Source organism: Leptospira sp. GIMC2001 (genome assembly GCF_028462125.1).
Classification (GTDB): domain Bacteria; phylum Spirochaetota; class Leptospiria; order Leptospirales; family Leptospiraceae.
The window spans coordinates 69,938-83,036 of record NZ_CP115469.1 but is presented as its reverse complement, the minus strand read 5'-3'; the positions used below and the strand labels follow the sequence as shown (position 1 = coordinate 83,036).

The window sequence follows — 13,099 nt, the reverse complement described above, 5'->3', positions numbered from 1 at the left end:
GTATTGCAAATTTATAATCAGACTTCATTAATGCAAAATTTTAATTCCAAATAGAGGTAAAATTTTTTACACGTTTTTGGATTTATTTTATGTCTCATTGAAAAAATCTTTTTTAATTAAAAAGGAGGAAATAGCATGAGCATTTTTATAAATTGTATTCTGGATTATTTATACCCTATCTGTGGTAGGGTAGGGTAGACCAACCTAATGCCGATTATGTCGCATCAATAACGGTCATTAATTTTTTATAACGTTGCAAAACAAATGTATAGTATTTTGTCCTGCCCCCATGATAATGTACCGACATGGAAAAAGATGTGCTGTCTATGCTTTATGACATCCAATTAGAGTTGTTGGTCTCCGCTCGAAGGAGCGATTGTATAAAAAATGAAATTTTGGAATCCATGGGTAAAATCGGAGCACTTTCTAAAAGGGAGGATTTCCTAGAGGATTTAATTTCTTTCTCCGATGTATTGCTAGGAAAGGGGATAGAAGGTTAGGATGGGTTATTACTTTACATAGAATGCGAAAATGTCTTCTTCAAGTTTTGATCAGAAATGGGTTTAATTAGCTATTTTGTATCAAATAAGATAAAAAAGTGTATCAAAAAAAGATTGCCAGCGGTCTCAAATATAGGAAGATGTGGTGGTCGCGTAGTCAGGCCGATAAATTCTTCCACTGGTTAGGATTTTAATAAGAATTCTCAAACGTGTGGCAAAATCACTTTGCTCAGAGAATTTTAAACCGATAGAGAAATATAGAAAGCTTTGGAAAGAAGCAAAACGAAACAAGCTTAGGGCTTAAAAAGGAATAGAGACGAATGTCTGTACTAAATAAATTGGAACACGATCTTAAAATAGGTGATATAGTTCTAATTGGAAAATCATGGAACTATGAAGCGTTTGCAAATCTTAAAATTCATTATTTAGTTTATAAAGACAAAGGAATTGATGAAGAAGATGCGTTCACTGCGGTTGCTCTAGAATTGGGACTTTTTGCAACTTCTCACAATGTTGACTCAGCCAAAGAAGATCTTCAGTCAATTATTCATGATTACATTTCAAAAGATCAAGTGAGTGTAAATACTATTGATCGTTACTTGGAAAGAACAGAGATGGATTCTTTCTGGGTATTGTATAGACGTTTAAGTTTCTTGTTAGGTGATCCAGAAGTAAAGCATAATCATAAGCTTGAGAAAGAAGTGGACGGTCTAAGACAAGAAGTTGCGGACGAAAGAGAAAAGAATGCGGAACTAAAAGTGGACTTTGAAATTCTAAAGCAAACATTTCAAAATAATCGAAAATTCACTGAAGATGACGCTCTTAATCAAAAAGCCTAAATACTATAATTATGACTGCGTTCGGGAAAAACTTGAAAATGCCTTTCCCGGAATGGGAACTGATGTTGAAAAAGAAACAAGAGTTGGTTTTAAAATGGATTGGGTCATGATTTATCATACGTTTCCTAATATTAAAGAGCCGATTCCTTTTATAGTTTATGAACCTAATGGTAGAAGAAAGATCAAGTATGAATCTCTTGTGGGTATTCTAAACAGAGTTGAATTGAAAATAGCAGATTTTGCAGAGTGTGCCTGATTTAGAAGTTTAGTACAATAGGGAACTCAAACAACCTATGAACTTAAATATTAAAATTTCATTCCACCCTTTGAATTTCATTTCTCTTTACTTAATTAATAATTTTAATACAGCTTACAAAAGATTCTTAGTCTTTTTTTTGGAATATTTTTCGCACCTAGAATATTTGAGAATTGATTTTCTCAACGCAAAGAAATGCTAGAAAGTATAAAAATACAGGGATTTAAATCTATCAAAGAATTAGACATCGAGTTAAGACCGATCAATATTCTTATAGGTTCAAATGGAGTAGGAAAATCAAATTTTATTTCCTTTTTTAATTTAGTTAATAATGTCTACGAAGGTAGATTACAGGAGTTTTCTTTAAAAAGTGGAGTCGATAATATACTCCATTATGGGCGAAAAAATTCAAGTGAAGTTACAGGTCATTTAAAGTTTGGTGATAACGGCTACTCTTTTAACCTCAAACCTTCAGAAGAGGGTACTTTTTTTATATCTGAAGAAAAAAGTTATTATTACCCTGCTCAAGGCCGCCAATCAAACTCTAACATAAACATTAAAGAGAGTAGAATTAAAAGCTCTACTACATTTAGAGATAAATATCTTAGAAACCACCTAAAAAGTTATAAAATTTATCATTTTCATGATACGAGCATTTCGGCTCCAATGCGTTCAAGCGCAAATGTAAACGATAACAGAACCTTAAGAGAAGACGGTGGCAACCTTCCTGCTTATTTATATTATTTGCAAGAAAAGCATCCTATTGTATTTAAGAGAATTGAAAAGGTGATTGAATCAGTGGTCCCTTTTTTTGAAAGTTTTGCATTGTCACCAACTTTGCTAAATGAGGAAAAAATACTGTTGGAATGGATAGAGAAAGAACATCCTGAAATGTATTTTAATGCAAATCACTTATCCGATGGAAGCTTGAGGTTTATAGCTTTAGTAACATTGTTAATGCAACCTTCCTTGCCCAAAGTAATAATTATCGATGAACCTGAATTGGGATTACATCCAATGGCTATTGTTAAACTATCTGGTCTATTAAAATCAGCAGCAGCTAAAGATTGTCAAATTATCGTTTCAACTCAGTCCGTCACTTTACTAAACAATTTCGAAGCAGAGGATATAATTACTGTTGATAAAGAAAATAATCAATCGGTTTTTAGGCGACTTGGGTCTGATGATCTAGGTGATTGGTTGAATGAATATTCTATTGGTGATCTGTGGGTAAAACGTGTGATTAAAGGACAGCCTCAGTGAAGAGGTTGATTATAATTGTAGAGGGACAAACTGAGCTTGAGTTTGTCAATGAAATATTAAAGCCTTTTCTAAATTTGAACGGCCTTAATTCCGTTCATTACTTCACAATAAAACACACAAATGGTGGTTTAACTAAATACCAACATTTAAAAAGAGATCTACTTAATTGTGTATTCCAAAGTAATGCTGTGGTTAGCACTCTAATTGATTTTTACGCATTACCTAAGGATTTTCCTGAATATGAGAATGCTAAGGTGGCATATTTGGAAAAATCGGATAGAGTTGAATATTTGGAAAAAGCGATCAGGGAAGATTTGGAAAAAGAAAAAGGACAAGAATTTCCGAACCTAGTTCCATATATTCAATTACATGAATTTGAAGCATTGGCTTTCTCTTCAGATATTTGGCTTTCAACATTATTTACCAAGACAGAAATAGAATATCAAAATATTAAAAATATATTTGATTCTCATCCTAACCCAGAATTAATAAACGATTCTCAATTAACCGCCCCTTCAAAAAGATTAGAAAAACATATTCCCGGCTATAATAAAGTAATCCATGGGATACTGATTTTAAAGGAAATTGGAATTGAAACCGTTTTGGAAAAATGCCCAAGATTTAGTAATTGGGTAGAGACCTTGATAATGAAAGCCAAAGAAAAATGATTCTTTGGAAGAACATCAATCATGAATAAAATATTAAAAAATCGATGAATCAGCTCTGAAATCCTTTATTTAGCAAATTTTAGTTGACGCAAAAAACATTCATCTGTACACCTAGTAATTCTTAAACTCCTACCGTTCGCTGGAGTTAAGGTTCAGTCAAGGAGGCAGGAAATATGACATTTTATCGAATCCAATTTGCACTAACGTTATTTATCTTAGCTCTTAGTATGAGTTGTCGCACAACGAAAGTGTTTGAAGATTTTGCTGTAACGTCTGGAAGCAATACCGAACGCTACATTCTCACCTGGAAGCGTAATGACGGCAAGCTACCTTATTCATGTATCGAGTTCACTGGACCTGGTGCCCGTGAGCATAATTTAACCGCCTCCCAGACTATTTCGGATGTCTTAAAAATACCAGGTATTGCTGAGAAAAATGAGACTATCACCAATATTATGCAATATAATCAAAAAGTAGTTACTATGTATACAGTAACAGAAGTGCTTCAGTTCGGTCACGCAGGTTTATTCAATCTCTGTCAGGCTCACGGAAATGGGTCTATTTCCGATGCTCAATACTTTGAGAACTTCGCAAAACTCATGACGACAATACGCAGATTACTTGAGTTAGCAATGAAGGGGGAAGCTTCGCCATCACCCAAGCCGGAAGACCCTCATTATTTTTTACCTAAATAATTGAATTCTCATCTTTGTTGACATAATTATGAGTTGCTTCTAAAGTTGAATTACTGGAAAAGTTTCATCAGTTTTTTCAAAAGTATGGATTAATTTATATTATATCTAAATTATGAATATTTGTTTAAGTGAAATTTTTAAAAAACTAAATCTTCCATTGGAAATAGAATCATGATCGACAAAGAAAGTTTGCAGAAAGCCATAGCGATGCAAAAAAGTGTAGAAGGAATACTCACGCCAGATTTGTACGCTATGCTGCAATCAAGCCGTGAATATTTACTTAATGATAGTCTATTCAAAAGTCATGATATCCTTAAAGCCATAATTCATGATAGTCAGAATTTATTAAACATTTCTAAAATACTGACTACTCATGCAAGTTTAGAAATGTTTTTCAGGGAATCTAATCTAAAAAATAATGAGAGAATTGTAAACGCTCTTAATCAATATTTAGATTTAAAGAAAAATGTTACAAACTTAGAAACTGAAACTAAATGCTTGTATCCAAGAGGAATAGATTTTCAAACTGATGAAATAAAAGTTACTGAAAAAGAATCGGAAGAGAGTAAGAATTTACCTGGGACTATAATTGGGGTTGGACTTGAATTAATTAGCGCATTTGCTAAAAATCCTCAAAGAATATTTTCTATAAAATCGCGGGAATTTGAAGAATTAATCGCTGAAATATTTAAGAATTATAATTTTGAAGTTACACTTTCCAAAGAAACAAGAGATGGCGGATATGATATTATGGCAATCAATACCTCGATCCCGAACGTAAAAACAAAATATCTAATTGAATGTAAAAGGTATGCTCAAAAAAATAAAATAGGGGTTGGCATAGTAAGAAGTATGGCCGGCATTTTGGAATCAGAAAAAGCGAATCAGGGAATCATTGTCACTACATCCAGTTTTTCCAAGCCAGCTGAAGACTTTGCAGCTTCATTAAATTGGAAAGTAAGTCTGAGAGATTTTAACGGCGTGAAGGAATGGTTGGAAAATGTATCTAAGATTCAATAAATTTTTCGAGAATTATCATTCTGAATTTAAAAAGAAGATTAAGTCTTAACTTATGAAATTTAAGGAACCAGTGTGAATAAACAAATAGTAGTAGATTTCGTTTCTCATCTTAAAGGTGATGAAAAGTGTGAAACCCAACTTTTTGAGGATCGATTTTTTCAAGCATTTGGGCATAGAGGTATTATTTAAGATAAAGGTTCGCTTGAAACTAGAATTAAGTTTTCGACTGGGATTACAAAATTTGCAGACTGCATTTGGTTACCTCCTAAAAACCCAGGAGTCCTCATTGATATGAAAAAACGAGGAGAGAAATACATAGAAGTACATTTTCGTCAACCAACTAATTTGACATTATTTAGAGTGGGAATTATTTTTGAGTTTCTGATATATAAAATTAGATTTGTCGATTTTGAAAGTTGAATGAAATGATGTTTGAAGTTCTTATATCTTGTGTTAGACGTAATTTTCATAGTAAAGGGGAAATGTAATGGAAAACAATGAAATTCATGAAGAATCTGAAATAGAACTTGAAACAGGTGAAGATGAAAGTATCCCTTATAGGTATTCTATTACAAGTTTTGGTGCTGATTATCCAGTCGATAGTCTTGTTAAGAGGTTAAAAAGCAAAGCTATATATATCCCACCCTTTCAAAGAAACTTTGTTTGGTCATTATCTCAATCTACTAAATTTATTGAATCTTTATTGTTGGGGTTACCTATCCCTGGTATATTTTTAGCAAAAGAAGATGATAATAAGATGATAGTTATTGATGGTCAACAAAGATTAAAATCTCTTCAAATGTTTTATGAGGAATCTTTTAACGATAAAAAATTTTATTTAAGTGGAGTTCAAGAAAGGTTTGAAGGAAAAACTTATTCTACCTTAAATGAAGAAGATCGACTTCACTTGGATGATCAGATTATTCATGCTACTATAATTAAGCAAGATGAGCCCAGAGATGACGATAGTAGTATATATTTAATATTTGAAAGACTAAACACTGGAGGATTGCAACTACAGCCTCAAGAAATAAGAGCTTCGATATATTCCGGAAAATTTAACGAATTATTATCAGAATTAAATGAATTAAAAGAGTGGAGAGAAATATTTGGACAAAAAAGTAAAAGGTTAAAGGATCAAGAATTGATATTGAGGTTTCTTGCTTTATTTTATAATAGAAACAATTATATGAAGCCTTTAAGATATTTTTTAAATACATTTATGTCAGAAAATAAAAATCTAAATAAAATTAGTGAACAAGATATAAAGGCCATATTTACAGAAACTTTAAAATATATTCATAAAGCTATTGGCAACAAAGCATTTAGACCAATAAGGTCTATAAACGCTTCTGCTTTTGATTCTATTATGGTAGCGACAGCTGATATGATTTCAAGTGGTCAAGTTCCAACTGAAAAAATATATTCACAAAAATATAACAGTATAATATCTACGGATGATTTTATTAGACTTGTTAAAGTAGGAACTTCAGATGGAGAAGCAGTTAAAGCTCGATTAAAATTTACTAAAGATACATTTGAATTTCTATGAATCAAAATTTAGTAAGTTTTACTTCTAGGATAGATAAAATTATCGCATCCATTAATAATAAAGAATTTGACGAAGAAATACTTTCACACTGGTCAAGATATATATGTATACTAGTGTCAGGATATATTGAGGAATCTATCAAGAATATTGTATATGAATATGTGGAGAATAAATCAAGTCCTATTTTATCAAACTATATAAATAATTCAATTAGTAAAGTTACTAACTTAAATTGTGAAAAGATAGAAAAAATTTTGAATGGTTTTAATAAAGTATGGGCCGAAGACTTTAAAGAGAAAGTTAAAGAAGAAAAAAAAACAGCAATCGACAGTATTGTAGCGACTAGAAATCAAATAGCACATGGAAAAAATGTATCAATCACATTTCCTAGAGTAAAAACATATTATGAAGATGTAAAAAAAAGTATTAAAATAATAAAATCAATAATTAGTTGAAAAAAATGCCTAACTCCGCGTGCTCGGAAACGTCTTCGCTCCCTTGACCAAGTAGTCATCCACTTATCACTTCTTCTTGAACGTTTTCGTGAACGCAATATTCGGTGTTTTTCCAAGAATTAAAGCTTTTCTTTGACTTGATTTCCAGGAGGACTGTATCACATTTGGCGAATATTAAAGATGGATGGACTTGTATTCATAGCTCAAGTGTATTGAGTTATGCGGAAAACGGAAAAAATTGAATGATTACTAACAAATTCCTTATTATTTCCTTGATATTTTTATATCTTTTAGCATTATCGATTTTTTCTTTTTTTCTTTACAATACTAGAGTTATACCGAATCTAACCATTTCTATTGAAAAGTCTGAATTAAAAAATAGAACAGATAACTATTTATTAATTAATGAAATAAAGCTAAAAGAATTAGAAAGTAAATTGGAAAGACTTAATGATGCAAATGCTATTCCAAATCTAATTCAAATATTTGAACGAGAAAGGGAGCACTATATTTTACTCATTACCTTGCTATTTGGATTAGCAACGATAATTAGTGCAATTTTTGCTTTAAGCCGATTTGTAGAAAAGAATGAGTATGTTAGAATTAATGATGAATTATTTAAATTAGAAGAAAGGCTTGAGAAGGAAATTTACAAATTAAGAATAAATAATTTTAAATCAGAAATACAACAAAAAAGTAATTTATTATATAGCAACACAAATTTTATTCTGAATGGAAATCGAGTATCTAATGAAAAATCTTACCTAATATATATTGAGAAGCAAATTTCCGGAGTAGCAAAAAATATAGATAGAGAAGATGTGAATCCAACAGATGACTTTATTTTTATTTTGCATAACTTTTTTCTTGCTTGGCTGAAAAATGGGAAAAATAGAAATTTCGAAAATAACATATTGTTTGATGTAAATAATAATAAAATATTTTTTACGATAATAAAGGAAATGTCTAAGAACTTAAATAAAGATAAATTTAGAGTCATATTCGACAGAATAGAAGAACTTGGTTTTATTAAATATAATTTAGGATTATTTAAAGGATGAATTTCAATTCTTCGTATAGCTCTTTTCAATCAGAAACGTTTTCGTGATCGTTAAGATCGGTTTTTTTCAGGGATTTAAATTTGCTCTTTGACTTGATTTCCAGGTTGACTGAGTTAGTATTGTCGAATATTCAAGATGGATGGAAAGATAGTCGAAATTCAGTTGTGATGAGTTATTCGCCATTGGTAAAATATGTGGAAGAATGAATTTGTAAAATATATGTTTCCTCCAAACAGGAATTTGATTCACCTGCAACGAGCAAAAGCAATTAAACAAGCAAATATACCGCAGTATTTGTATAAGTACAGGACTATAAACTCAAACTCATTGTCTAATTTGCGCGATACTACTCTTTGGTTGTCAAATCCTTTTAACTTAAATGATCCTATTGATTGCATCGCAACATTTGATGTTGAAAAAATCTTACCCGCAGCATTGAGTTTTCAAAATGAATCTTTTGTAAAAAAATACAATCTCGATCCTTTTTTTACAGATGATGAAATCCAAACCGTAGCAAAAAATGGAAATTTCTTTGATGATATAATTGATCTTGCAATTCATAAAAAATTACCAGGGTGGCAAGAATTCCTGCTAAAACCAATTAAGCCAATTATCAAACCCATTCTGAAAAAACTATTCAGGGAGTTAATAGAAAACGCCGCAGAGAATTTCAGAAGTTCAGTAAAGATAATCTCTTTCACCGAGAAATATGATAATAGCTTAATGTGGGCGCACTACGCAAATGGACATAAAGGTTTTTGCATAGAATTCGACTTCAGTCGACCTTTGAACCAAATGCAGATTAGTCACCTATATCCTGTCTTGTATCAAGAGGGTGTATTGGATATAACTCCTTTTTTATCTCAAATAGAAAATATTAATATTTACTTTCCAATATATTCTGCAATTGTAAAACGAATCGAATGGGAGTATGAAAAAGAATGGAGAATAGTGATTCCATTTGGCATATACGAAAAAGAAGAGAACATTGCAATGCCTCCAATATCCAGAATATTTATTGGGGCAAAATGCTTAAAACATGAAAAAGACGAATTGTTATCTATTGCCGCGAAAAAAAGAATTCCAGTAGTACAAATGGAAATAGATAGTTTAGATGGTACACTAATTACCAACGCCCGGTAACTTTCGCATACCGTAGGTCTACGACACATTCCTCTTCGTCACGCTTCTTGCAGGGCTAGAATTCGTTCCGACGATAACGACTCCTATGGAGGCTCAGCTAGGATTTACGTCGGGTAGTCAGTTTCGTTATACGTCATATTTTTTTAAAATTTAACCCTAAGGAAGACAAATGATAGATTTTAGTAAATTAGATTTTGGAGCACCTGCTGCTGAAAGAGATTTGGGAAAAGGTTTGAGCAATTATTTTGTTGAATCTTCATCATTTAATAATATTTTTTCTGGTCGTAAGCAAATCTTAATTGGTAATAGAGGCGCTGGTAAGAGTGCCATCTTTAAAATTATTGCAGAAAGAGAGAGAAACAATGGAAACTTTGTTTTAGAATTATCTCCTGAAGATTACTCATATGAAATATTGAATGATTTAATGGTATCAGAACATAAAGGATCATGGGTTAAGCAAGGAGCTTATGCTGCTGCTTGGAAGTATTTGATTTTCATTTTAATAATGAAAAAGATTGATAGTGATGGAAAAATATTAAAAACTGGTTCGTCAGCAAAAATTTATAATTTTTTAAGAGATAACTATAAAGGACATCAAGATAATCCGATATCAATTTTGATATCATATTTAAAGCGAATAGAAGGTATTAAAATAGGAAATTATGAGGCTGCATTTAAATCAAAGAGCTAGACTCAAAAACCGTTAGGAATTGAAAAAAGCGGAACCCGTCCATAATATAGTTTTGGACAACAAAATCATAAAGGGGTTCCACCAATGAAAAATAAAAACACAACCACATCGAATAGTCAATCGAATATTGATAGTTTTCGATCTTTTTTAAAATCAAACATAGAAACTGAAATCCGAAAAAAATCCTTAGAATTTATCCAAGAGATCATGGAAGAGGAAATCGAAGCCCTATGCGGAAAAAGATTTAGCCGTAAAGTAGAAGAAAGTCTAGCATATCGTGCAGGTTCAGAGAATGTTTTTGTTCCAATATTGGGTCAGAAACATAAAATCAAAAAACCAAGAGTCAGAAAATCTGGACAAGAAGTTTTACTAGAAAGCTATGCAAATTTAAAATCCGAAGCAGATCTTGGAGAAATTGTTTTCAAACTGATGGTATCTGGTCTAACGACACGGCGATTTAGAGAATGCTTGAAAGATGTATCTGAGCAACTTGGAGTTTCAAAATCAAAGATATCCAGAGAATTTGTAAATGCTTCTAGAGCACATTTTAACAAACTGAATACGAGAAAATTTCCAGGCAAAGAATTCTTTTCCATTTTCATTGATGGTATTCATGTAGCGGATGAAGTGATAGTAGTTGTATTAGGTGTAGATAAAGAAGGACACAAGCATTTTTTGTCGGTGGTACAAGGCTCAAGTGAACATTCTGAAATAGTATTATCTGCTTTAAGGAAACTACAAGATCGTGAAATTTCACTTACTGAACGGGTTTTGGTTGTCTCAGATGGTTCAAAAGGAATTGAGAAAGGCATTAAGCAATACTTTGGTGAAAACTATGATCACCAAAGGTGTATTTTACATAAAATGAGAAATATAAAAGCGTGCTTGCCCAAAGAATATCATGATGAATTTCAAATTGAATATAAAGCAATTTTCAATTTGAATGAATACTCGAAGGCTAAAGAATCTTTGAAAGCAATGGAACATTGGTTAGGGAATATCAGTGAAACAGCTAAGATGAGTCTGTTAGAAGGTCAAGACAATCTATTGACTTGTCATAGAATCCAATTACCAATCGAAATTCGAAAAACATTTCAATCAACGAATCCCATTGATTCAGCCTTTTCACATCCAAGATTTCAAATGAACCGAGTAAAAAGGTGGCGTAAAAATCGAGACATGACAACACGATGGACAGCAGCTCTCCTATATGCACAAGAGCTTCATTTCAGAAAAGTAAAAGGATACAAAGAAATAGAAAAATTTCTATCCAATTATTTAGCCAATAAAAAAGTAATTGAAGAAAACTTTACAGAGATGAATATATCTTTATCCGCCTAATTGATTTCTAACGGTTTTTGGGACAATCTCTAAATCAAAAGAATTAACAAAATTATATCGACTTGAAGAGATAGAACAATTATTGCCAAGTATAATTGATTTATGCTCAAGCAGAAGATTTACAATATTAATAGACGAATTAGATAAAGGTTGGGATGCGTCTGAGGATGCTAAAGCATTTGTTTCTGGATTATTTCAATCAAGTATATCAATTAATCAATTAAATCCGAATTTAAGAGTTTTTATTTCTTTAAGGCGGGAATTATATGATAATATACCTTCACTATACGAAGATGCACAGAAGATTAGAGATATTATTGAAATTCTAAATTGGGATGAATCTAATTTAAGAAAATTGATAACTAATAGAATACGATTTTCAATTCCGGAATTAAAAAATATAGAAGATGACGAGAAAGTTTGGAATCATATATTTTCAGAAAACATAGATTATAGAAAAGCAAAATCATTCAATTATATGGTAGATAGAACTTTAATGCGACCAAGAGAGTTTATACATATTTGTGGCGAAACAGCTGACTCTGCCAAAAAGAACAAAAACTTCCCGGCAAATTACCATGAAATATCAGATGCTGAAGTACGTTATTCTGAAGAGCGCGCTAAAGATATAGTTTCTGAATACAGATTTCAATATCCTGGTTTGGATACTATATTTGAAATTTTCAGAGGTAAAACGTATAATTTAAATAGAAATGAACTTGAAGAAATATGTTTAGGTATTTCTACAGGGGAATATAAAGTTTCTAGAGAAGCTACTTGGGTAAATGATCAAGATCCTGAATATTTAATTGACATTTTGTGGAGAGTAGGTTTTATTAAAGCTCAATCAATTGGAAAGTCCAAGGGAGTCCAAAGAAGCGGAAGCCGATATGTAGGATATTACCAATTTCCAAACTTATTACTGAGTAATGTTTTAAGATTTCATGTCCATGCTTTATTCAGAACTTATCTTGGAATGAGAGAAACCAGAGAAACTAAAACGTAAAAAATACTGCGAATAACTCTGCGTGCTCGGAAACGTTCTCGCTCACTACATAGCTGGTATTACCTCGCATCTTTTACGGTCGTTTTGTCTGTGGGATTTATTTTAATGAAAATTAATGCGAGGCTTGAGAGTTTAGAAACCTAATCTTGGTGATTATTTGAATTGATTTTTTTAAAAGAATAAACTTTTTTATTTAATTAATTAAAAATGTATTGAAATTTTAAGATAATTAAGATTCTATAGATTCGCAGCAGAACGGGGGAATAAGGCATATGAAGAAATTATTCATTTCAATTCTATTTTTCGGTGTAATTTTTACTGGAGTAGCAATATCCAGTGTTAGTCCAACACAGGGAATGTGTGCAAGTGAGAGATGCCCAGCATGCTGTACGAATAATTGTTCGGATTGCTCAGGGTGTAATCCTACTCCTTCGCCTGAAAAATAGCTAATTCAAATACAATTTCAAGCTATTTTTTTGTTCGTGTTGTAGAGGAGCTCTAGACCCATTCAGGTGTCACTGCGATTGCTTCATCGCTTCGCTCAAGCAATCTCGTGCCAACGCTAACGCCTCCTTTGGAGACTCAGCTATCCCGAACGGCAGGTAGGTC

General features: G+C 31.9%; 13 protein-coding genes. All 13 read left to right on the top strand.

Going from position 1 to position 13,099, the window contains the following annotated elements; translation table 11 throughout:
• Positions 1-820 precede the first annotated feature (820 nt).
• The 13 genes from O4O04_RS20390 to O4O04_RS20330 all read left to right on the top strand — a co-directional run bounded on the left by O4O04_RS20390 (position 821) and on the right by O4O04_RS20330 (position 12,490).
• Complete coding sequence (locus O4O04_RS20390) at positions 821-1,339, top strand: hypothetical protein (protein WP_272536208.1); 519 nt, start codon at positions 821-823, stop codon at positions 1,337-1,339.
• Positions 1,314-1,595 (top strand): hypothetical protein, encoded by a 282-nt coding sequence (locus tag O4O04_RS20385; RefSeq protein ID WP_272536207.1) that lies wholly within the window; start codon positions 1,314-1,316, stop codon positions 1,593-1,595. The genes O4O04_RS20390 and O4O04_RS20385 overlap by 26 nt, the downstream gene beginning before the upstream one ends.
• 195 nt (positions 1,596-1,790) lie before the next feature.
• Positions 1,791-2,858 (top strand): AAA family ATPase, encoded by a 1,068-nt coding sequence (locus O4O04_RS20380; protein WP_272536206.1) that lies wholly within the window; start codon positions 1,791-1,793, stop codon positions 2,856-2,858.
• Positions 2,855-3,526: a DUF4276 family protein gene (locus tag O4O04_RS20375; RefSeq protein WP_272536205.1), complete on the top strand. Its 672-nt coding sequence runs from the start codon at positions 2,855-2,857 to the stop codon at positions 3,524-3,526. The genes O4O04_RS20380 and O4O04_RS20375 overlap by 4 nt, the downstream gene beginning before the upstream one ends.
• A 173-nt stretch (positions 3,527-3,699) precedes the next feature.
• Positions 3,700-4,221, top strand: coding sequence for a hypothetical protein (locus O4O04_RS20370; protein ID WP_272536204.1), 522 nt, complete (start codon positions 3,700-3,702; stop codon positions 4,219-4,221).
• Between the two features lie 171 nt (positions 4,222-4,392).
• Positions 4,393-5,241 (top strand): restriction endonuclease, encoded by an 849-nt coding sequence (locus O4O04_RS20365; protein WP_272536203.1) that lies wholly within the window; start codon positions 4,393-4,395, stop codon positions 5,239-5,241.
• Between the two features lie 487 nt (positions 5,242-5,728).
• Entirely contained in the window at positions 5,729-6,793 is a 1,065-nt protein-coding gene (locus O4O04_RS20360; RefSeq protein WP_272536202.1) for a DUF262 domain-containing protein, read from the top strand.
• Positions 6,790-7,248, top strand: a complete 459-nt coding sequence (locus O4O04_RS20355) for a HEPN domain-containing protein (RefSeq protein ID WP_272536201.1) — start codon at positions 6,790-6,792, stop codon at positions 7,246-7,248. The genes O4O04_RS20360 and O4O04_RS20355 overlap by 4 nt, the downstream gene beginning before the upstream one ends.
• A gap of 242 nt (positions 7,249-7,490) precedes the next feature.
• A complete protein-coding gene (locus O4O04_RS20350) occupies positions 7,491-8,309 on the top strand; it encodes a hypothetical protein (protein ID WP_272536200.1) in 819 nt (272 codons plus the stop codon).
• Between the two features lie 192 nt (positions 8,310-8,501).
• The gene (locus O4O04_RS20345; RefSeq protein ID WP_272536199.1) at positions 8,502-9,452 is read left to right on the top strand and encodes a DUF2971 domain-containing protein; all 951 of its coding nucleotides are present in this window, start codon (positions 8,502-8,504) and stop codon (positions 9,450-9,452) included.
• Positions 9,453-9,621: 169 nt separating this feature from the next.
• Positions 9,622-10,143, top strand: a complete 522-nt coding sequence (locus O4O04_RS20340) for a P-loop ATPase, Sll1717 family (RefSeq protein ID WP_272536198.1) — start codon at positions 9,622-9,624, stop codon at positions 10,141-10,143.
• Positions 10,144-10,227: 84 nt separating this feature from the next.
• The gene (locus O4O04_RS20335; protein WP_272532316.1) at positions 10,228-11,484 is read left to right on the top strand and encodes an IS256 family transposase; all 1,257 of its coding nucleotides are present in this window, start codon (positions 10,228-10,230) and stop codon (positions 11,482-11,484) included.
• 25 nt (positions 11,485-11,509) lie between these two features.
• Positions 11,510-12,490, top strand: coding sequence for a P-loop ATPase, Sll1717 family (locus tag O4O04_RS20330; protein WP_442915978.1), 981 nt, complete (start codon positions 11,510-11,512; stop codon positions 12,488-12,490).
• Positions 12,491-13,099: the final 609 nt, after the last annotated feature.